The sequence below is a fragment of the Methylobacterium adhaesivum genome, assembly GCF_022179065.1.
Classification (GTDB): Bacteria; Pseudomonadota; Alphaproteobacteria; order Rhizobiales; family Beijerinckiaceae; genus Methylobacterium; species Methylobacterium adhaesivum.
On record NZ_BPQD01000012.1, the window covers coordinates 17,994 to 38,858 of the forward strand.

General features: G+C 72.0%; 19 protein-coding genes. 8 read left to right on the plus strand and 11 right to left on the minus strand.

Features of this window, described 5'->3' with window-relative positions; all coding sequences use genetic code 11:
• Nucleotides 1–46 precede the first annotated feature (46 nt).
• Nucleotides 47–1,234, plus strand: a complete 1,188-nt coding sequence (gene metC, locus MFF01_RS11375; RefSeq protein ID WP_238225404.1) for a cystathionine beta-lyase — start codon at nt 47–49, stop codon at nt 1,232–1,234.
• Nucleotides 1,235–1,238: 4 nt separating this feature from the next.
• Here the strand turns inward: metC and MFF01_RS11380 are convergent, their stop codons facing one another.
• From MFF01_RS11380 to MFF01_RS11395, 4 genes are read right to left on the minus strand one after another with little or no spacing between them, the layout of a single operon-like run.
• Nucleotides 1,239–1,841 (minus strand): pyridoxamine 5'-phosphate oxidase family protein, encoded by a 603-nt coding sequence (locus tag MFF01_RS11380; protein WP_238225406.1) that lies wholly within the window; start codon nt 1,839–1,841, stop codon nt 1,239–1,241.
• The gene (locus MFF01_RS11385) at nt 1,838–2,158 is read right to left on the minus strand and encodes a lipid-A-disaccharide synthase N-terminal domain-containing protein (RefSeq protein ID WP_238225408.1); all 321 of its coding nucleotides are present in this window, start codon (nt 2,156–2,158) and stop codon (nt 1,838–1,840) included. The genes MFF01_RS11380 and MFF01_RS11385 overlap by 4 nt, the downstream gene beginning before the upstream one ends.
• A 10-nt stretch (nt 2,159–2,168) precedes the next feature.
• Entirely contained in the window at nt 2,169–2,912 is a 744-nt protein-coding gene (locus MFF01_RS11390; protein WP_238225411.1) for a glycosyltransferase, read from the minus strand.
• Nucleotides 2,909–4,636 (minus strand): ArnT family glycosyltransferase, encoded by a 1,728-nt coding sequence (locus MFF01_RS11395; protein ID WP_238225413.1) that lies wholly within the window; start codon nt 4,634–4,636, stop codon nt 2,909–2,911. Before MFF01_RS11395 ends, MFF01_RS11390 begins: the two co-directional genes overlap by 4 nt.
• 288 nt (nt 4,637–4,924) lie before the next feature.
• On the opposite strand from MFF01_RS11395, the gene MFF01_RS11400 reads away from it, so the two are divergent.
• The 5 genes from MFF01_RS11400 (at nt 4,925) to MFF01_RS11420 (ending at nt 12,076) form a co-directional block, all read left to right on the plus strand.
• Entirely contained in the window at nt 4,925–5,629 is a 705-nt protein-coding gene (locus tag MFF01_RS11400) for a DJ-1/PfpI family protein (RefSeq protein ID WP_238225415.1), read from the plus strand.
• A gap of 139 nt (nt 5,630–5,768) precedes the next feature.
• Entirely contained in the window at nt 5,769–7,088 is a 1,320-nt protein-coding gene (locus tag MFF01_RS11405; protein ID WP_238225417.1) for an O-antigen ligase family protein, read from the plus strand.
• Entirely contained in the window at nt 7,085–8,254 is a 1,170-nt protein-coding gene (locus MFF01_RS11410; RefSeq protein ID WP_238225419.1) for an acyltransferase family protein, read from the plus strand. Before MFF01_RS11405 ends, MFF01_RS11410 begins: the two co-directional genes overlap by 4 nt.
• A gap of 24 nt (nt 8,255–8,278) precedes the next feature.
• The gene (locus tag MFF01_RS11415) at nt 8,279–10,219 is read left to right on the plus strand and encodes an acyltransferase family protein (protein WP_238225421.1); all 1,941 of its coding nucleotides are present in this window, start codon (nt 8,279–8,281) and stop codon (nt 10,217–10,219) included.
• 57 nt (nt 10,220–10,276) lie between these two features.
• Nucleotides 10,277–12,076 carry a methanol/ethanol family PQQ-dependent dehydrogenase gene (locus MFF01_RS11420; RefSeq protein ID WP_238225423.1) on the plus strand — a complete coding sequence of 600 codons (1,800 nt, stop codon included), beginning with the start codon at nt 10,277–10,279 and terminating at the stop codon, nt 12,074–12,076.
• Nucleotides 12,077–12,196: 120 nt separating this feature from the next.
• Here the strand turns inward: MFF01_RS11420 and MFF01_RS11425 are convergent, their stop codons facing one another.
• Both MFF01_RS11425 and MFF01_RS11430 read right to left on the minus strand, forming a co-directional pair.
• Nucleotides 12,197–12,631, minus strand: a complete 435-nt coding sequence (locus MFF01_RS11425) for a winged helix-turn-helix domain-containing protein (protein ID WP_238225425.1) — start codon at nt 12,629–12,631, stop codon at nt 12,197–12,199.
• Nucleotides 12,632–12,737: 106 nt separating this feature from the next.
• Nucleotides 12,738–13,826, minus strand: a complete 1,089-nt coding sequence (locus tag MFF01_RS11430; protein ID WP_238225427.1) for a replication protein RepA — start codon at nt 13,824–13,826, stop codon at nt 12,738–12,740.
• A gap of 652 nt (nt 13,827–14,478) precedes the next feature.
• Between MFF01_RS11430 and mazG the strand changes: the two genes are divergently transcribed.
• Nucleotides 14,479–15,291, plus strand: a complete 813-nt coding sequence (gene mazG / locus MFF01_RS11435; protein WP_283207179.1) for a nucleoside triphosphate pyrophosphohydrolase — start codon at nt 14,479–14,481, stop codon at nt 15,289–15,291.
• Between the two features lie 108 nt (nt 15,292–15,399).
• On the opposite strand, the gene MFF01_RS11440 is transcribed toward mazG, so the two are convergent.
• From MFF01_RS11440 to pabB, 4 genes are read right to left on the minus strand one after another with little or no spacing between them, the layout of a single operon-like run.
• Nucleotides 15,400–15,792 carry a DoxX family protein gene (locus MFF01_RS11440; RefSeq protein ID WP_238225455.1) on the minus strand — a complete coding sequence of 131 codons (393 nt, stop codon included), beginning with the start codon at nt 15,790–15,792 and terminating at the stop codon, nt 15,400–15,402.
• A 5-nt stretch (nt 15,793–15,797) separates the two neighbouring features.
• Complete coding sequence (locus tag MFF01_RS11445) at nt 15,798–16,613, minus strand: aminotransferase class IV (protein WP_238225429.1); 816 nt, start codon at nt 16,611–16,613, stop codon at nt 15,798–15,800.
• A complete protein-coding gene (locus MFF01_RS11450; protein WP_238225431.1) occupies nt 16,600–17,211 on the minus strand; it encodes an anthranilate synthase component II in 612 nt (203 codons plus the stop codon). The genes MFF01_RS11445 and MFF01_RS11450 overlap by 14 nt, the downstream gene beginning before the upstream one ends.
• Nucleotides 17,208–18,647 (minus strand): aminodeoxychorismate synthase component I, encoded by a 1,440-nt coding sequence (gene pabB, locus MFF01_RS11455; RefSeq protein ID WP_238225433.1) that lies wholly within the window; start codon nt 18,645–18,647, stop codon nt 17,208–17,210. Before pabB ends, MFF01_RS11450 begins: the two co-directional genes overlap by 4 nt.
• 241 nt (nt 18,648–18,888) lie before the next feature.
• Here pabB and rimO point away from each other — a divergent pair, with 241 nt between their 5' ends.
• Nucleotides 18,889–20,226, plus strand: coding sequence for a 30S ribosomal protein S12 methylthiotransferase RimO (gene rimO, locus MFF01_RS11460; protein ID WP_238225435.1), 1,338 nt, complete (start codon nt 18,889–18,891; stop codon nt 20,224–20,226).
• Here rimO and pncA read toward each other — a convergent pair.
• Nucleotides 20,208–20,843, minus strand: a complete 636-nt coding sequence (gene pncA / locus MFF01_RS11465) for a bifunctional nicotinamidase/pyrazinamidase (protein ID WP_238225436.1) — start codon at nt 20,841–20,843, stop codon at nt 20,208–20,210. The genes rimO and pncA overlap by 19 nt on opposite strands.
• Between the last annotated feature and the right edge of the window lie 22 nt (nt 20,844–20,865).

Consider the following 20,865-nt stretch of genomic DNA (forward strand, 5'->3'; position numbering starts at 1 on the left):
CGGGCTGTGGTCGCCGACATCCCAAAAATCCCGCCCGAAGGCGCCGATGTCCAACTCCCCGCCCCGCGATCCCGCACGCTTCGGCCCGAGCACCCGGCTCGTCCATGCCGGGCGCGACCCGTCTGCCCAGCACGGCTTCGTCAACACCCCGATCTATCGCGGCTCGACGGTGCTGTTTCCCACCTACGACGACCTTAAGCATCGGCGCGGGCGCTTCGATTACGGCACCTCCGGCACGCCGACGACGGAATCGCTCACCACCGCCTGGAGCGAACTCGCGGGCGCCGCCGGCACGGTGCTGACCCCGTCGGGCCTCGCCGCCCTCACCGTGGCCCTCATGGCCGTGGTGTCGGCCGGCGACCACCTCCTCGTCTCCGATTCCGCCTACCGCCCCACCCGCATCTTCTGCGACGGCGTCCTGAAGCGGTTCGGGGTCGAGGTGGAGTATTACGATCCCCTGGTGGGCGCCGGCATCGGTGCGCTCCTGCGCGACACCACCAAGGCCGTGCTCGTCGAGGCGCCGGGCTCGCAGAGCTTCGAGATGCAGGACGTGCCGGCGATCAGTGAGGTCGTCCACGCGCGGGGCGCGGCCGTGATCATGGACAACACCTGGGCGACCCCCCTGCTGTTCCCGCCGCACGCGCGGGGCGTCGACATCGCCGTCGAGGCCGGGACGAAATACCTCTCGGGCGGCTCCGATCTCCTGCTCGGCCTCACCTCGGCCAACGCGCAGTACTGGCCGGCCCTGCACCGGACCTTCGAGCACTTCGCCATGTGCCCCGGCCCCGAGGACGTCTTTCTGGCGCTACGAGGCCTACGCACCATGGCGTTGCGCCTGCGCGAGCACGGCGCGCAGGGCCTCGCCATGGCGCGCTGGCTGCAGGCCCGGCCGGAGGTGGCGCGCGTGCTCCATCCGGCCCTGCCCGAGGATCCCGGCCACGCCCTCTGGAAGCGCGACTTCTCCGGCGCCTCCGGCCTGTTCGGCGTGATCCTCAACCCCGCCCCCGAGCGCGCCGTGGCGGCGCTGCTCGACGGCCTCGAACTGTTCGGGATGGGGTTTTCCTGGGGCGGCTTCGAGAGCCTCGTGATCCCGTTCGATTGCCGCACCTACCGCACGGCCACCACCTGGGCCCCGGAAGGGCCGGGCCTGCGCTTCCACATCGGGCTCGAGGATATTTCGGATCTGCAGGCGGACCTCGACGCCGGCTTCGCGCGGTTGCGCGCGGCGATGTGAGCCGTCACGGCGCCAGCCACGTCCCCGTCCAACCCGCCGCGTCGCGCGTCCATCCCGCCCGGCGGTGGCCGCGCCGGTCGAGGAACAGGAAGTCGAGGCGGGTCGCCGTCACCACCACGGCGCAGAAATGGGCACGGCCGAGATCCATCTCGGCGCCGTCCTCCGGCTGGGTGTAGCCCTCGCCCGTGGGGATGGCCGTGCCGGGGGCCGGACTGATCCCGTAGCAGGTCCGGCTCATGACCCGCGAGCCGTCCCAGGCCGCGTCCGCCACGGCATCGTCCGTGTGGAGGCGGGCGGTGCCGGCGACCCGGATCTGGATCTTGGAGGCCGTATCGTAGCCGTGCAGGGCGGCCCGGCCCGACGCGTCGATCTCGGCGGCCTTGGCCGAGCGGCGGTCGCAGTGGAAGCGCAAGGTCCCCGTCGCGGGATCGGCCGCGCGCAGGACCACGGTGCGCACCTGCGGCCGGCCGTCGGCGTCGACGGTGGCGAGGGCCGGCATGTGGAAGGCGTTGCGGCGCAGGGCCGGCCCCTCCTCCAGCAGGCGCCAAACCTCAAGGAAGCTGGCGTCGAGATCGTCGTAGAAGGGCGGCAGGGGCGCGGGGGTCATCGGGCGCGCCGCTCGCGCAGGATGAGGGCGACGTTGCGCAGATAGATGCCCGTCGAGAGAGCCTGACCGAAGATGATCACGGGTTCCCGCCGCACCAGGCCATAGACCAGGGTCATGAGCCCGCCCGCGATGGAGAGGAACCAGAACGAGAGCGGCATCACGCTCTTTCCCGCCCGCTCGGAGGCAAGCCATTGCAGGATGAAGCGGGCGCCGAACACCGCCTGCGCCAGGATCCCGAACACCAGCCAGCCGTCGAACCGGGTCACGAACACATCGTAGACGTAGCCGCGCAGGTCCGTGGCGAGCTGGATGATCATGGGCGCACCGTCACGGCGTCACCTCGGTGACCGGGGGCGCCGGGCGCTTGCGGCGGATCAACCACCACACCCCGGCAAGATCGAGCATCCCGACCCAGAGCCGGTCGAACAGGCCGTAATTCGAGCGCCCGGTGAAGCGAGGCCGGTCGACCACGTCGCGGTGGACCACGGCGAACCCCTCGCGGGCCACCAGCGCCGGCATGAAGCGGTGGAGCGCATCGAAGGCCGGCAGCGCCCGGTAAACCTCGCGGCGAAAGACCTTGAGGCCGCAGCCGGTGTCGCGGGTGGCGTCGCGCAGGATGCGGCCGCGCACCCCGTTGGCGATGCGCGATTGGAACGTCTTGAGGCGCCCGTCCTTGCGGCCGACCCGCTGGCCCTGCGCGAGGCCGGCCCCGGGGCCGGCCTGTTCCAGGGCCGCGAACAAGGCCGGGATGAAGGCTGGATCGTTCTGGCCGTCGCCGTCGAGGGTGGCGACGACGGGGGCGCGGGCCGCCGCGACGCCGCTGCGCACGGCCGCCGACTGGCCGCCGCTGCGGGCGTGGCGCAGCACCCGCAGCCACGGCCGGGCGCGGGCCGCCTCGGCGAGCAGGTTCGGCGTCGCGTCGGTGGAGCCGTCGTCGACGTAGATCACCTCAAAGGGGGCGAGCGCCGCGCAGGCCGATTCGATCTCGGCGAGGAGGCTCGCGATGTTGCCGGCCTCGTTCTTCACCGGCACCACCACGGAGAGGCGCAAGGCTGGGGTCTGAGCGTTCAAGGGATCACCGCATAGGCCGAGAGGTCGACCCGCCGGCCGCCGTTGATGTTGAAGCCGGACACCTGCCCGACCACCCGGGGCAGAATTGTGCCCGCCGCGATGGCCGCGTCGAACGCGGCCGCCTGCCGGCTGTCGACGAAGACGAGGCGGCAGCCGCCCTGCGTGAGGAAGTCCGCCGCCTCCGTAGCCGTGGAGGGGGTGGAAAGATCGGTGCCGATCAGAAAGACGAGGCTCGGCTCGCGGTAGCCGAAACTCGCGACCTTCGGGTCCGCGCAGGGCAGGGTGTCACGGATGGCGGCGAGGCGCGGCGACACCTTGAGGGCGGGGAGATCCGGCTGGGTCAGGCCGAGCACCGCCGGGGAGAGCAGGCAGGCGGCGAGGACCGCGAGCAGCAACGCCCTCTCTGGCAGCGCCAGGCCGAAGGCGCGCCAGGACAGGATCGCCACGGCGCAGGACGCGAGCAGCAGGGGCAGGCCGGCCCACGGCACCGTCCGGTCGAGGCTCCAGGCCGCCCAAGTCAGGCCGAGGGTGAGCCCCACGGGGACGAGAACCACGAGGCCCGCCACGATCCGGGCACCGCGCCGGGCGGGATCGAGGGCGCCGGCGGCCATCGCCAGCACGGTCAGGATCGCCACCGCCGGCATCAGGGGCAGAACGTAATGCGGCAGCTTCGTCGGGACGGTCTCGAACAACGCCCAGGCCGGCACGATCCAGGCGAGGAGGAAGGCGACCGGGTCGGTGCCGCGCCGCGCCCACGCGAACGGGATGGCCAGTGCCGCGAAGGCCGCACCCGGCCAGAAGGTGGCGTAGAACACGACGGCGTAGGTACCGGGCGGCGCCCAGTGCTTCTCGGCGCCGCCGCCGACCTTGGCCAGCATGTCGTGGCCCACCGCCTCGCCGTAGAACGCGCCCCCGCTCTTCCAAGCGATGGCGAGGAACCAGGGGGCGACCAGCGCCAGGGTCAGGGGCAGGCCGAGGCCGGGGCGCAGGGCCAGCAGCCACGCCGCCGAGCGGGCCCGCACGGACAGGACGACGGCCGGCAGGGCGCAGAACAGGGGCACCATCGGCCCCTTCACCAGGATGCCGAGGGCGAGGCCGAGCCAGAAGGCCACCACCGTGCCGGTGTCGAGGTGATTTCCATGAGAGGATTCGCCGCGCCGCAGCCACGCCCGGGCGAGGCCGCCGAGGCTCGCGACGGCGCAGGCGCACAGCAGGGCGTCGGTCTTGGCGAGATGCGCTTCCGCCGCGAGCATCACGCAGGCCCCGAACAGGGCGGCGGCGAGCAGCGCCCCGCGCCGGGGCAGGAATGCGAGGGCCGCCCAGTAGGTCAGCAGGATGGCACCGAGGGCCCCGAGGAGCGAGGGGATGCGGTAGAGCCCGATGACCGTGCGGGCCCCCGGCACGCCGAGGGCCTCGGCGGCGCCGACGATCGCCGCCTGCGCCCAGTAGATCCCCACGGGCTTCTTGTGCCGGGCCTCCCCCTGGAAGCGGATATCGACGAGGTCGCCCGTCTCCAGCATCTGCTTGGAGGCCTGGGCGAAGCGCGGCTCGTCGCGGTCCATGGGCTGGAGCGAGGCGAGGCCGGGCAGGAAGCAGATCAGGCCGATGGCCACGAGGAGGGCGCAGGCGCGGGCGTGGCTCAGGGCGGCGAGACCGAGGAGGCGGTCGAGGAACGCGAACGCATCGCCGCCGGCCGTTGGGAGCCGGACTTCGCTCGATCTCATGCGGCGGGCATCACGGGAGAGGCTTGGCGGGAAAGGACCTGGCGGGAAAGGACCTGGAAGGCGGTCATGCGCGGGCTCCGGACCGGTCACCGGCCCACGGATTCGGTCGACGCCCCAACGGGCGGCGGTGTCGATGATGCGGAACGGAATGTCAAATGCCTCCCCGGGTCGGGGGCGGGCACGACACGCCGCGAGCCTTGTGCGATCCCGGTGTTGCCGCTTCATGTCCGGGCATGACATCGTGCAGCCCGCTGCGGCGGCGCGGCCCCTCCCAGCGGGACAGACTCCATGAGCCTCCAGATCGGCCTCCTCGCCTTTCCGAACGTGCAGCAGCTCGACCTCACGGCGCCCTACGAGGTGTTCGCGATGATCCCGGGGGCCACGGTCCACCTCGTCGCCGCCGGGCTCGAGCCGATCGTCAGCGCCACGGGCCTCGTGCTGACCCCCACCGTGCGGATGGCCGATTGCCCGGCCCTCGACGTGCTGTGTGTGCCGGGCGGGGTCGGGGTGAATGCCCTGATGACGGATCGCGAGGTGCTCGCCTTCGTGCGCGAGCGGGCGGCGGCGGCGCGCTTCGTCACCTCCGTCTGCACCGGCGCCCTGGTGCTCGGCGCCGCCGGCCTGCTCGCGGGCCGGCGCGCCACCACGCACTGGGCCTCCCTCGACCTGCTGGCCGCCTTCGGCGCGACGCCCGTCGCCGAGCGGGTGGTGCGGGACGGCAACCTCGTCACCGGCGGCGGCGTCACGGCGGGGATCGATTTCGCCCTGGCGCTCGCCGCAGACCTCGTCGGGCAAGAGCAGGCGGAAGCGATCCAGCTCGGCCTCGAATACGCGCCCGCCCCGCCCTTCGAGGCCGGCACGCCGGACACGGCGTCGCCCCCCGTGCTCGCCGCCGCGCGGGCCCGCCTCGCCGCCTCCCGCGCGGCCCGCGAGGCCCTCGTCCACACGATCACGGGAGTTCGGCCGGAGCCCTGGGGCGGCGGCGCCGCCTGAGCGGGCCCCCGCGCCTTTTGCAGGTTCTCAAGTATTCTGCGCGCAGGATCCGGCGAGCCGGTCGCGCTATCGTGCGGCGATCCTTTCACGAATCTCCGGGGGCCGGGCCCGTCCCCGGCGCCGTCGCGCGGGAGTTGGCATGTCGATGACCACGGGAATCGCCGCCTCGCCGGCACCGGTGCCCCTCCGGGTGCCCGATGCCCTGCGCCTCGGCGCCCTGGCGACGATTCTCCTCGTGATGCTCGTGGGCGCCAACCCGTTCCACGACGGCACCGCCCCCGAGAACGCGGCCTCCGGAGCGGGCGGAAACCTCGGCAACCAGATCCTGTTCCTGATCATGGGCACGATCGCGGGCGCCATCCTCCTCGCCCGGGGCCGCGCGGCCCTGCGGCCCCTGGCGAGCCTGCCGATCCTCCTCATGCTCGCCTGGCTCGCCGTCTCGACGGCCCTCTCCATCGAACCCCTGGTCTCGGTCCGCCGCCTCGTTTCCCTCGTGATCATGACCGCCGCCGCCGTGGCCTTCCTCGTGGCGGCGCGGGACGCGCGCCAGTTCGCCTCCGTGCTCGGGGCCACGGTCCTGGGCATCGTGACCGTGAGCTATCTCGGCCTCGTCCTCGCCCCCGAACGGGCCATGCACACGGCCTTCGACCTCATCGAGCCCGAGCACGCGGGCAGCTGGCGCGGGATCTACCCGCACAAGAACGCCGCGGGCGCGGCCATGGGGGCGTTCGTGTTCGTCGGCTTGTTCTGGGCGGCGATGGGCCGGCGGGTGCTCGGGTTCCTCCTCGCCGCGGCCGCCGCCGTGTTCCTCGTGTTCACCAACGCCAAGACCTCCGTCGCCATCACCCCCGTGGTGCTCGTCCTCACCTGGCTGTGCACGTGGTCCGGCTCGACCCTCTGGCGCCGCCTCGTTCTCCTCACCCCCCTCGCCCTCCTCCTGACCCTGACGGTGGGATCGGTCCTGGTGCCGCAGATCGGCGCCTTCGTGGCGGGCCTCGCCGGCGACCCGACCTTCACGGGCCGGACGGAGATCTGGGAGTTCGCCGTCGACAACATCGCCAAGCGTCCCCTGGCCGGCTACGGCTACGGCGCCTTCTGGGAGAGCGTGTTCTACGGGGGCGGGGCCGATGCGGCGACCTGGGTCAACCGCGCCACGGACGCCCATGACGGCTACCTCAACACCGCCCTCGAATCCGGCCTCGTCGGCCTCGCCCTCACGGCGTGGTGGCTCGTCTGGGCCCCCGTGAGCGATCTGCAGCACCGGCCCGAGGGGCGCCGCCTCGATCCGCTGGCGATGCTGTTCCTGCGCCTGTGGCTGTTCGCCATCCTCGTGGCAGTGTTCGAATCGGTGTTCTATCAGGCCACCAACGGCCTCTACTTCCTCCTCGTCGTCTCGGTGCTCGGCCTGCGCTACCGGGCGCGGGCCCGGGTGATCGCGGGCGGGGAGGACCGGTCTTGAGCCGTTCCCCGGACCGTCCCGCGCCCGCCGGCCCCCATCCGGCGGTGGAGCCCCTGCCGGCCCTGACCGCCCTGCGCTTCGTGGCGGCGGCCTACGTGCTGGCGTTCCACTTCGGCACCTACGCGATGAGCCGCGCGGCGATGCCCGACGCGGTCTTCCTCGGCTATTCCGGGGTGACGTTCTTCTTCCTGCTGTCGGGCTTCATCCTGGCCTACAATTACCAGCGGGTGGACCTGTCGGAGCGCGCGGCCCTCGTCCGCTTCCTGCGGGCGCGGGTGGCGCGGGTCTATCCCGTCTACCTCCTGGCGCTGGCCGTCGGCGTGCCGTGGTTCGTCGTCTGGACGGCGAAGGTCGCTCCCCCGCTCCAGACCCTGATGGCCGCCAGTGCGGTCCTGGCGCCGCTGGGCCTGCACGCCTGGGTGCCGGGGGCGGCCTGCGCCCTCGACTGCCCGAGCTGGTCGGTTTCGGCGGAGCTGTTCTTCTACGCTCTGTTCCCCCTCCTCCTGCCGCTGGTCCTGCGACGGCCGGGGGTGACGGCCCTCGTGACCCTCGCGGCCTGGGCCACCGCCACCACCCTGGCGATCCTGGCCTGGAACCGCTACGCCCCCGGCCTCTCCCTCATCGCGCCGACCACGGACGCGGCCGCGCTCCTGGCCCAGGCCATCAAGTACAACCCCCTGATGCGCCTGCCCGAATTCGTGGCCGGCCTGCTGCTGTTCGTCCTGTGGCGCCGGGTTCGCCTGCCGATTCCCCTGCTGCTGGCCGGGGCGGGCGCGGCGGCGGCGGCCCTGGTCGCGAGCGTCGGGGCCATTCCCGAAGTGCTCACCCATAACGGCCTCACCGCCCTCGTCTGGGCCCCCGTGATCCTGGCGGGCGCCCAGGCCCGCTCCGGCCCGCTGACGGCCGGATGGTTCGTCTTCCTCGGCCGCATCTCCTTCGCCCTCTACCTCCTGCACGTGCCGGTCTACGTCTTCGTGTCGGGCCTCCACCGGGCCCTGCTCGCCGGCCGCCTCGACGGCATCCCCTGGCTCACCGCCGCGCTGGCCACGTTCCTGTCGCTCGCCGCCGCCAGCGCCGTGCATCTCTGGGTCGAGGAGCCGGCGCGCCGACGCATCCTGCGCCCGCGCGCGCAGGGGCGGCCGGCGACGGCCATGCCCTCGGCCTGACGGAACGGCGCGAGTCCTCCCGGCATGATCCCGACCCGCACGACTCCCGCGCCGGCGCCTTGCCCGCAGCCCCCTGCCCCGGCTTTGGCCTATCGCCCGGACATCGACGGCCTGCGGGCGCTGGCCGTCCTCGTGGTGCTGGTCTTCCATGCCGGCGTGCCGGGCCCCTCCGGCGGGTTCGTCGGCGTCGATGTGTTCTTCGTGATCTCGGGCACCGTCATCACCCGGGGCATCCTCGCCGACGTGGCGGCGGGCCGGTTCTCCGTCGCCCGGTTCTACGAGCGCCGCATCCGCCGCATCCTGCCGATGCTCGTGGCGACGATCCTGGCCACCTACGCCCTCGCCCTTGCGTTCCTGCTGCCCACCGCCCTGGACGACTACGCCCGCAGCGTCGTGGCGGCCGCGGCCTTTTCCGCCAACGTGTTCTTCTGGAAGAGCGCCGGCTACTTCGACGTCGAGGCGCAGACCCGGCCCCTGCTGCACCTGTGGTCGCTCTCCGTCGAAGAGCAATACTACCTCGTGATCCCCGTCGCCCTGCCGCTGCTGCTGGCGCGCTCTCGGCGGGTCGCGGCGGCCGGCCTCCTCGTCGCCCTCCTCGCCTCCCTAACCTTGAGCGTCGCCCTCACCGGGACGGCGCCGGGGGCCAACTTCTACCTGTTGCCGACCCGGGCCTGGGAACTCCTCGTCGGCGCCCTCCTGGCCTTTCCCTCCCGATGGGCGGCCCCGCGTCCCTTGCGCGAGGCCATGGCGGCGGGCGGCCTCGGGCTCATCCTCGTGGCGGTCTTCACCTATGACGAGACGACGCCGTTTCCGGGGCTCGCCGCCCTGCCGCCCTGCCTCGGGGCCGGCCTGATCATCGCCGCCGGGGGCGGCGGGGCGCAGACCCTCGCGGGCCGGCTGCTGTCGGCGCCGCCCTGCACCGGGATCGGGCGCCTGTCCTATGCCCTCTACATGGTGCATTGGCCCGTGGTGGTGTTCACCCGCTACGCCCTGTTGCGCGAACCGGCCGGGTGGGAGGTGGCCGGAATCCTCGCCGCCTGCCTCGCCCTCGCCTACGCCGCCTGGCGCTGGATCGAGACCCCGCTCCGGCATCCGCCTCGGGGGCCCGCCGCCGACCGCCGACCGCTCTTTGCCGCCACAGCCGCCCTCCTCGCGGGCCTCGGGGGGCTCGGCCTCGCCGGTGTTCTCACGCACGGCTATCCGTCGCGCTTTCCCGGCGTGCATCCGGGGGCGCTCGCCGCCCTCGAGCGCGAGGGCTGGAAGGGCGGGCGCTGCTTCCTCGAGAACGGGCGCTTTTCCGATTGGGCCGGGCCCGCGTGCCTCATCACGGCGGGGCAGCGGGACACCGCCCTCCTGTGGGGCGATTCCTACGCGGCGCACTACGTCCCCGGCCTCGAGCAGAACGCGCCCGCCCTCAGCCACGCCATCCTGCAATACACCTTCGCCGGCTGCCCACCCCTCCTCGCCTACAGGTCCCGGGCGAAGCCCGGCTGCCGGGATTTCAACGCCCACGTCTTCGACGTGATCCGCGCCCACGGCGTCGGCCGGGTGGTGCTGGCCGCCCGCTGGGACCTCCTGCCCGCCCGGACGCTGGCAAGCCTGCCCGACACCCTCGCGCGTCTCGCGGCCCTGGGGGTGTCGGTCTCGGTCATCGGCCCCTCGCCGCTCTTCGCGTTCGACGTGGCGGTGCTGAGCGCGCGCGGCGCGGGCGCCCGGGCCGACGGCTCGGCGGCGTGGTTCGCTCACCCGGGCGACCCGGCCATCCGCCGCCTCGCGGCGGGCGCGGATTTCATCGACCCCCTGCCGACCTTCTGCGACGGCGCCCTGTGCCGCTACCGCACGGAGGGCACCGACCTGTTCCTCGACACCGGCCACCTGTCGCGGGCGGGCAGCGCGTTGGCGGTGCGGGCGTACTTTCCCCTCCTGCGTCACGGCGCGGCCTCGGCGGAGGCGGCCGGCCGGTAACGCCGTGGCGCGGACGCGCGAACCGGCCTAGACCCGGCCCGCAGCCGAGGTCGTTCCATGCGTCGCCGAGTTCCGTCCTGCCTTGCCCTCGCGGCCCTCGCGCTTACCGCGAGCTCGCCCCCCGTTCGCGGCGAGGCGGCGGGGACGCCGCCCGCCGGGCCGGTGCTCCAGACCGTTGACGCGGCCAACACCCGCTATTCACCCCTCGACGCCATCACCGCCGGGAACGTGGGCCGGCTGCAGGTCGCCTGGACCTTCTCGACCGGCATCTTGCGCGGCCACGAGGGCGCGCCCCTGGTGGTCGGCTCGGTGATGTACGTCCACACGCCGTTCCCCAACGTGGTCACCGCCCTCGACCTCGACCATGACGGCCGGATCCTGTGGCGCTACGAGCCGAAGCAGGACGCCTCCGTCGTGGCCATGCTGTGCTGCGACACGGTCAACCGGGGCCTCGCCTATGCCGACGGGGCGATCCTGCTCCACCAAGCCGACACCACCCTGGTCTCCCTCGACGCCAGGACCGGCCGGGTGAACTGGGCGGTGAAGAACGGCGACCCGGCCCGGGGCGAGACCAACACCGCCACGGTGCTGCCCGTGAAGGACAAGATCCTCGTCGGCATCTCGGGCGGCGAGTTCGGGGTGCGCTGCCACCTCACCGCCTACGACGCGAGATCCGGCCGGCGCCTCTGGCGCGCCTATTCCATGGGTCCGGACGCGGACATGCTCGTCGACCCGCAGACCACCACCACCCTCGGCCGGCCCGTGGGCCGGGATTCCTCCCTCGCCTCCTGGGAGGGCGACCAATGGAAGACCGGCGGCGGCTGCACCTGGGGCTGGTACGCCTACGACCCCAAACTCAATCTGATGTATTACGGCACCGGCAATCCCTCGACCTGGAACCCGGCCCAGCGCCCGGGCGACAACCGCTGGGCCCAGTCCATCGTCGCCCGCGATCCCGACACGGGCCGGGCGCGCTGGCTCTACCAGATGACGCCCCACGACCAGTGGGATTACGACGGCGTCAACGAGATGATCCTCACGGACCAGACCGTCGACGGCCGGACGCGCCCGCTCCTGACGCATTTCGACCGCAACGGCTTCGCCTACACCCTGGACCGCGCGACCGGCGAACTCCTGGGCGCCGAGAAGTTCGATCCGGCGGTGAACTGGGCGACCCGCATCGACCTCGACCCCGCCTCGAAGACCTACGGCCGCCCCGTCCTCGACCCGCGCTACGCCCCCGAAACGGCGGGCGAGGACGAGACCACCGCGGGCATCTGCCCCGGCGCCATCGGCGCCAAGAACCAGCAGCCGGCGGCCTATTCGCCGAAAACCCACCTGTTCTACGTGCCGACCAACCACATCTGCATGACCTACGAGCCGTTCCGGGTCACCTACGCCCTGGGCGTGCCCTATGTCGGCGCCACCGTCGGCCTGGAGCCGCCGCCCGGCGAGACCCGGACGGGCGCCCTCACCGCCTGGGACGGGGTGCGCGGCCGGAGCGTCTGGTCGATCCCCGAGCCGTTCTCCGTGTGGTCGGGCGTGCTCGCCACCGCCGGGGACGTGGTGTTCTACGGAACCCTCGAGGGCTACCTCAAGGCCGTCGACGCCCGGACCGGCCGGGAGCTCTACCGCTTCAAGACCCCGTCCGGCATCGTCGGCAACGTCACCACCTACACCCACGGGGGCCGGCAATACGTGGCGGTGCTCTCAGGGGTCGGCGGCTGGGCCGGCATCGGCCTCGCGGCCGGCCTCACCGACCCGCATGACGGCGCAGGCGCGGTTGGCGGCTACGCGGCCCTGTCGAGCTACACGGCGCTCGGAGGCCAGCTCACGGTGTTCGCCCTGCCGGAGTGAACCTGGGTTCGAAGGGCAAGCCCTTCGCGGGTCCAGGGCAGAGCCCTGGGTCCTTCGTCGGGCCCTGCCCGACACCCGCCGAAGGGGTGACCCCTTCGGGATCCCGGACCGGAGGAGGCCTCACGCCGGATCGGCCTCCTCCGACGGGGCGTAGACCGCGTCGCCCAGGCGCCGCAGGGGGCCGCCGGGGCCGGAGCGCTTCCACAGGCGGGTGTTGAGGGCCGCCACCGGATCGTGACCGGGCAGGTCGAAGCCCCGCGCCGTCAGGCCCGGCAGGATCTCGCCGGCATGCAGGGGACGTCCGGCCTCGTGGAGAATCTCCAAGGCGGCCGCCACGAGGGCGCGGCCCTGGCGGCGGGCGGCGGCGATGTCCTCACCTGGGTGCGCCTCGGGTTCGGCCGCCGGCAGGGGCGCCGGGGGCGGAAGGGAGCCGGCACCGAGGCGGCGGCCGAGTTCGAGGTAGAGGGCATGGTCGGCGATCTGCCGGTCGAGGGCGTCGCGCTGCCGGCGCAGGGCGGCCAGGGCGGCCTCGACCTCGGCCTCGTTCGGAAACATCGCTCACGCCTTGGAATATTCTAATCTGTGCCGTTCCACTGGCGTACCAGAATATTCCGCCAAGACAAGGGAATGCGCGTCATTCCGTATGGTCCAGGCGTCGCGCTCAGGCCGCGACGGCCTTTCGGGCCGGCTTGCCGGCCCGCGGCGGGATCAGCAGGGCGCCGGCATCGGCGGGCTGGAGCAGCATGCCGTTGTCGTCCAGCCGGATCGGCAGCTTCGGAAACACCTCCTGCAGGTGGGCGAGGTCGGCCTTGAACGCCTGGCGGAAGCTGCGCAGGCTCGCATTGTCGGCGCCGAACTGCTTGTGCAGGTTGTCCCAGGTGAGGCGTAGGGGCCGCTGCAGGGCACGCAGGCGGTAGCCGACCCAGAACAGGAGGTCGAGTTTGCGCGCCGAGCCCGAGAAGGCCCTGGCCGCCCGGATATCGACGGGCAGGGCGTGCTGGATGAGGTTGTCGTAGAAATCCTGGTGGAACTGGACGCTCTTCTGCCACACCACCCCGTCGGCGCCCTGGGGCAGCCACAGGTCGAGCTGGCGGAACGGCGGGACGTTGAGGGTGCTGGCGCTGCCCTCCCCGTCCCACAGGCCAATCTGAAGGGTGCAGGCGGCGAGGCGCGCGAGCTGCTCCTTGAACTGCCGGATGGTGCCGCGCTCGCCGCCGGTGACGGCAAAGCCCATCTCCTTCATAAAGCCCGATAGGCTGTCGGCCACCGCCACCGTGGGGCTGCGCTGGCGCACGGCCTCCGTGCAGAGGTGCAGGAGCACGAGGCGGGCCTTGGGGCCGTAGGGCAGGCCCTGGAACTCCATCTCGCCGGTTGCGGGGTTCTTGAGGCGCCCGGCCAGGAGGCTGAGGGAATTCCTGCCGTATTCCCGGAAGAACTCGCGGGAATCGCCGGGGTCGCGGTAGGGCAGGCCGCACAACGCCAGCACGGAATGGATGTGCTGGAGGTTCTCCGGCCCCGTCGGCTCGTTCTCGATGACCTCGCGCACGGCGTCGCGGCGGCGCTGGTCGCGCCCCATGGCCTGACGGCGCCCGGCCACGGCCCCGCGCGCGGCGGCCTCGGCATCCCGGGCCCGCTGCCGGTGCAGGATGGTCTCCGCGATGGTGGCGAACAGGAAGCCACCCCGCGCCGCCTCGACCTCGGCGAGGAGATCGGCGTCGCGGATGCCCGCCAAGGTGTCCTCGATCCCCATGAGCCCGGTGCGGTGCCTCGACGCGAAGCGGGCCGATGCGGCGCCGCGAAGGCCGGACCATGCCCGATTCGGGGCGCGGGAGTCTTGGGGGACACCGGCGTCATCCCGGCTATCCACCGGCCCAGACTCGGGAATTCCCGGCCGCCGGCCCGACCCGGAGGCGCCGCCGAGCCGCCACGCAGAGTTCGATACGGGGTCGGTTTTCGGGCTATCCCCAGAGTTCACCGGCCGGCCCGGGTTTCCACGCCGATCTCGATACGGGCCCGCGCCGAATCCCATACGCCCCCCGGGTTTTTCGCGCAGAATTCGATACGCAACCACGCAGAGTTCGATACGCGGATACGCAGAGTTCGATACGCGAAGGGGGCTCAACGCGCTGGGATCACAGCCGTTTTGGCGCCCCCATATAACCCTCATAACTGACTCTCTGAGAATCTCTTACTGATACCTTTCCTAAGGGCCCTGACAGCCGTTCGGTTTAAAGAACGCACCGGGCAAGAAGGATTTTGGGGGTACTTTTGCAGGGATGCGCACCGCCTGTCCCGGATCCGTCCCCAGCCTCACCCCTCCCCGCCGGATCGGCTAAAGGATTTTTCGCGGGCGCCCCCGGAAGCGCCCTGCCATCGCCAACCCAACGGGATTGTTCGCAGCCGTGACCATCGAACCGCTCCTCGCCCTCATGGCGGCCCTGCGCGACCCCGAGACGGGCTGCCCCTGGGACATCGCCCAGACCTCGGCCTCCATCGCGCCCTACGCGGTGGAGGAGGCCTACGAGGTCGTGGACGCGATCCGGCGCGACGACGCAGGCGATCTGCGCGACGAACTCGGCGACCTGCTGTTCCAGGTTGTGTTCCATGCCCGTATGGCGGAGGAGGCGGGGCGCTTCACCTTCGCGGACGTGGTCGGGGCCATCGTCGCCAAGATGATCCGGCGCCACCCGCACGTGTTCGCCTCCGACGGCAGCCCGGTGCCGGCGGGCTCGGCCTTGCGCGATCCGGGGGCGGTCGCGCGGCAATGGGCGGCGATCAAGGCGGCCGAGCGGGCGGGGCGGCCCGAGCGCGATCCGGGCCCCCTGGGAGGCATCGCCCACGCCCTCCCCGCCCTCAGCCGGGCCGAGAAACTCTCGGCCCGCGCCGCGACCTACGGCTTCGACTGGACGGATCCGGCCGACGTCATCGCCAAGGTGCGCGAGGAGACCGACGAGGTCGCCGATGCCCTGGCCCACGGCACCCGGGCGGAGCTGACGGAGGAGGTCGGCGACCTCTTGTTTTCCGTCGCCAACCTCGCCCGGCACCTCGGGATCGATCCGGAATATTCCTTGAATTCAGGGAATATGAAGTTCGAGCGGCGCTTCACCGCCATGGCGGCCCGCCTCGCGGCCAACGGGACGACGCTGGAGGACGCGTCCCTCGACACCATGGAAACCGCCTGGACGGCAGCGAAGCGGGCCGAGAAGGAGAGTTAAGTCGGGGTTCGAAGGGCGAGCCCTTCGCGGGTCCAGGGCAGAGCCCTGGGTTCTTCGTCGGGCTCCGCCCGACACCCGCCGAAGGGCTTGCCCTTCGGAATCCCGTTCTCAAGCCCGGCGGGGCCAGTCGATGACGTGGGTGGCGTAGAGGGCCCACCACACGAAAACCGGCTGAAACGCGAGGCGCGGCCCGTGGTACCACCACGAATCCGGCAGGCCCGGCACGGGAATGCCCTCCACTGCGTGCTTGATGTTGGCCGGAAACACGCAGACGGCGTAGAGGGCGAGGCCGATGCCGGCCCAGCGCCGGGTCGGGGGCCAGATCAGGCCGGCGACCCCGGCGAGTTCGCAGAGGCCGGTGAGGATCACCACGAGGCGCGGGGCCGGCACCCAGTCGGGCATGATCGGCAGGAAGGCATCGGGGGCGGCCAGATGTACGATCCCGATGAAACCGTAGGCCGCCATCAGGGCGAAGCGCAGCCAGACGCGGTGATCGCGCACCCGGCTCACAGGCCCATCTCCGCGCGCAAGGCCTCGCTCAGGGCCGTCACGGCCGGTTGCGCGGCGAACGGCGTCGCGCCGATGGCCCGCACGGGCGCGATCCCCCGCAGGGAATTGGTGAGGAACACCGCCTCGGCGCCGAGGACGTCTTCAATCTCGAGGGGACGTTCCTCGGCCACGAAACCGAGCTTCGGGGCCAGGGCCAGAACCTCGGCGCGCACGATCCCGGCGAGCACGCCGTCCGAGAGGGGCGGGGTGACGAGGCGGCTCCCGAACACAGCGAACAGGTTGCCGGTGCCCGCACACGCGACGCGGCCGCGCGTGTTGCAAAACAGGGCCTCGTCGAACCCGGCCGCCCGGGCCTCGGCCGCCGCCAGCACGGCGTCGAGGTAGCCCAGAGTCTTCCAGCGCGCCGCCGGCGAGGTGTCGTTGCGGCGGATCGCCGTCTCGTGAAGCGTCAGGGACGCGAAGGGCAGGGCGGGCGGGAGCGGCGCCGCGCTCGCCCACAGGACCGGGCGCGGCTCGAGCGGCGGCGCGAGGCCGCGCGGACCCGAGCCCCGGGTCACGGTGGTGCGGACCGCCGCCAATCCCCCTGCCCCGCCAGCCACCGCCCGCATGGCTTGCCCCATCCGCTCCGGGTCGACGAAGAACCCGAGGGCCTGCGTGGCGGCGGCCAGACGCGCGACATGCGCCGCCTCGAACACGAGGCGGCCGTCGATGGCCAGCGCCGTGTCGAACACCCCGTCGCCCAGCGTCAGGCCGCGGTCGGAGAGGTCGAAGGGCACCGGCCCCTCGACGAGGGCGCCGTCAAACCATGGCATGGGACGGCGCCTGCCCCGCGCGCCAGGCGCGGGCCAACTCCAGAAAATTGCCGAACAGGGCGTGGCCGTGCTCGGTCAGGACCGATTCCGGGTGGAACTGGATGCCCCAGGTCGGGTGGCGCGTGTGCGACAGGGCCATCACCTCGCCCTCGGCCGAGACGGCGTCCACGCTGAGGTTTTCACCCATGCCGGGCTCCGGCGTGACGATGAGCGAATGGTAGCGCCCCACCTGCATCGGGCTCGGCAGGCCGGAGAACAGGCCCGCCCCGCCATGCGTGATGGGGGTCGCCTGGCCGTGGAGGGGCCGGCCGGCCCGCTCGACCCGGCCGCCGAACGCCGCCCCGATGGCCTGATGGCCGAGGCAGACGCCGAGCAGGGGGATCTCGCCCGACAGCTCGCGGATGGCGGGCAGCGAGATGCCGGCCTCGGCGGGCGTGCACGGCCCCGGCGAGATCACGATCGCCTCGGGCGCGAGCGCCCGGATGCCGGCGACGTCCACGGCGTCGTTGCGGGCGACCCGCACGGTCTGCCCGAGTTCCTCGAAGTACCGCACCACGTTGAAGACGAAGGAATCGTAATTGTCGATGACGAGGATCACGGGGCGCCCTCCCCGGCCGGCTCGAACGCCTGGAACACCCGGGCGGCCTTGGTCAGGGTCTCCTCGTATTCACGGGCCGGGTCGGACAGCAGGGTGACGCCTCCGCCCGCCTGGAGCACGGCCGTGCTCCCGTCCATCACCACCGTGCGGATGGCGATGGAGGTGTCGAGGCTGCCGTCGAAACCCAGCGCCCCGATGGCGCCGCAATAGAGTTCTCGGGCATCGCCCTCGATCTCCGTGATGATGTCCATGGCCCGCAGCTTCGGCGCTCCCGTAATGGAGCCACCCGGAAAGGTCGCGCCGATGAGGTCGATGGCGTCCATCCCACCTTTTAGGGTTCCGGTGACCACGGAGACGAGATGGTGGACGGAGGCGTAGGATTCGAGGCCGCACAGGACCGGCACCCGCACGCTGTGCGGCTCGCAGATGCGCGAGAGGTCGTTGCGCAGGAGATCGACGATCATGATGTTCTCGGCCCGCTCCTTGGGATCGGCCTGGAGGGCAGCCCCCAGGCGCGCATCCTCGGCGGGGTCGGCGACGCGGCGCACGGTGCCCTTGATCGGCCGGGTCTCGATCGCCCGGCCCGCGAGCTTGAGGAAGCGTTCGGGGCTGCTCGAGGCGATGCGCAGGTCCTCGAAGGCGAGATAGGCGCCGAAGGTCGCCGGGTTGGTGGCGCGCAGGCGGCGGTAGAGGCTGAACGCGTCGAAGCCCGCCGGCAGATCCGCTTCGAAGCGCTGGGCGATGTTCGCCTGATAGATGTCCCCGGCGCGGATGTAGTCGCGCACCCGCTCCACCGCCGCCTCGTAGGCGTCGCGCGAAAAGTTCGAGCGCCAGGCGAGCGGCCCCGCGACCGGTACAGGTACCGGTCGCGGGGCCGGTTCAGGCACCGGTCGCGGGGCGGGTTCGGGCGTCGGGTGGGCGGTGGACAGGCATTGCGCGAAGAGCGCCAGGCGGGCCTGCGCCCGGGCCTGTCGGGCTTCGGGCTCCCGTTCGGGAAATCCCGTGGCCAGGAGGCGGCAGGTGCCGGCCTCGTGGTCGATGCTCAGGATGGTGTCGTAGAGGTTGAACGCGATGTCGTCGCACTGGCCCGCCCGCCGGGCCGGCGCCGCCACCCGCTCCAGGCGCGCGCCGAGATCGTAGGCGAAGTAGCCGATGGCCCCGCCGGTGAAGCCGGGGGCGTCCGGGTCCGGTTCGATCCGGTAGGGCGCGAGGCAGGCGCGGAGCGCATCGAGGCCGGTGCCGGGCACGGGGTGCCCGTCCACGGTCGCCACCCCGTCGCGGTAGCGGAAGCGGGCGAACGGGTCCGCCGCCAGGGTCGAGGTCCGGCCGAGCGTCGGGTGATGCATGGCGCTGTCGAGGAAGGCGAGCCCCGGCAGATGCGCCAGGGCCTGCGCCGCCGCGACGGGATCGACGAACGGGATGTCTACGGTCCACATGATTGGCGGCTTAGAGATTCGTGCGGGAAACGGATACCCGCCCTGCCCTGCGGCAAGGATTCCGGGTTTTTCTGAGTTGGCATGCACGCGGCCGTGGGAGAAGCGGCAAAGGCGCATGACGCCCCTCAGGCCCGTGAGGCTCGCAAGCGGCTTCGGATGCGGCTATAGAGTTGTCAACTCAACCGATTTCCCGCGAATCCCCGCTCGGTCGGCCCTAATCGACCGCGCCCGACGAGTGCTCATGACCGCATCGCCCCTGTTGCCGGCCAAGGCCGCGCCCAAGATTTCCTTCGTCTCCCTCGGCTGCCCCAAGGCCTTGGTCGATTCCGAGCGCATCCTCACCCACCTGCGGGCCGAGGGCTACGAACTCGCCCGGCGGCACGACGGGGCCGACGTGGTGATCGTCAACACCTGCGGCTTCCTCGATTCGGCGAAAGCCGAGTCCCTCTCGGCCATCGGCGAGGCCATGGCGGAGAACGGCCGGGTCATCGTCACCGGCTGTATGGGCGCGCAGCCCGAGGAAATTCGCGAAAAGTACCCGAACCTTCTCGCCGTCACCGGCCCTCAGGCCTACGAATCCGTGGTCGCGGCCGTGCACGAGGCGGTGCCTCCGGCCCATGATCCGTTCCTCGACCTCGTGCCGCCGCAGGGGGTGAAGCTCACCCCGCGCCACTACGCTTATCTCAAGATTTCAGAGGGTTGCAACAATCGCTGCACCTTCTGCATCATCCCTTCCCTACGCGGCGACCTCGTCAGCCGCCCGGCCGGCGACGTGCTGCGGGAAGCCGAGAAGCTGGTCAAAGCCGGCGTCAAGGAACTGCTGGTGGTCTCGCAGGACACCTCCGCCTACGGCGTCGACATCCGCTACGCCACGAGCCCGTGGCAGGGCCGCGAGGTCCGGGCGAAATTCTACGACCTCGCCGCTGAGCTCGGTGAACTCGGGGCCTGGGTGCGGATGCACTACGTCTATCCCTACCCGCACGTGGACGACGTGATTCCCCTGATGGCCGAGGGCAAGATCTTGCCCTACCTCGACATGCCGCTGCAGCACGCCTCGCCCACCGTGCTCAAGCGCATGCGCCGCCCTGGCAACCAGGAACGCCAACTCGAGCGCATCCGGCGCTGGCGCGAGATCTGTCCGGATCTCGCCATCCGCTCGACCTTCATCGTCGGCTTCCCCGGCGAGACCGAGGCCGAGTTCGAGGAGCTTCTGACCTGGATCAGGGAAGCCAAACTCGAGCGCGTCGGCTGCTTCACCTACGAGCCGGTGAAGGGTGCCTCCGCCAACGAACTCGGGGACGCGGTGCCCCCGGAGGTCCAGGCCGAGCGCAAGCGCCGGTTCATGGAGGCGCAGCAGGTCGTCTCCACGCGCCTGCAGAAGGCGCGGGTGGGCAAGCGCCTGCCCGTGATCATCGATTCCGTCGCGGGCGGCGTCGCCAAGGGCCGCTCGAAATACGACGCCCCGGAGATCGACGGCAACGTCCACGTCACGTCCCGCCGTCCGCTTCGCGTCGGCGACATCGTCACCGTGAAGATCGAGCGGGCGGACGCGTACGATCTTTACGGTAGCGCGGTGTAGGCCCCGCTCTCGATGAAACCGACCCCGGCCGCCGCCATGGCGGCCAGGGCGCGGTCCACCGACCCGTCGACGTCGATGCCTCTCACGGCATCGGTGACCACCACCGCCTCGAACCCCGCCGCGCGGGCGTCGAGGGCGGTCCAGGCGACGCAGTAATCCGTCGCGAGGCCGCAGACGACGACGCGGGTGAGCCCGCGCTCGCGCAGGTAGCCGGCGAGCCCCGTGGGGGTCGTCCGGTCGGCCTCCAGGAACGCCGAGTAGCTGTCGACGCCGGGTTGGTGTCCCTTGCGGATCACCAGTTCGGCGCGCTCGGCCCGCAGCCCGGTCGCGAGGGCGGCCCCTCCGGTTCCCCGCACGCAATGCTCCGGCCACAGCACCTGATCGCCGTAGGGCAGCGCCACGCTGTCGAACGGCGCCCGCCCGGGATGGCTCGCGGCGAACGAGACGTGGCCCGGGGGGTGCCAGTCCTGGGTCACCACCACGTGGGCGAACCGGTCGATGAGGCGGTTGATCGGCGCGATCACCGCGTCGCCGTCCGGCACGGCCAGGGCACCGCCGGGCAGGAAGTCGACCTGGACGTCCACCACGAGGAGAACGTCCGACGATCCGGGGATCACGGCGTCCTCCGATCCGGGGAGG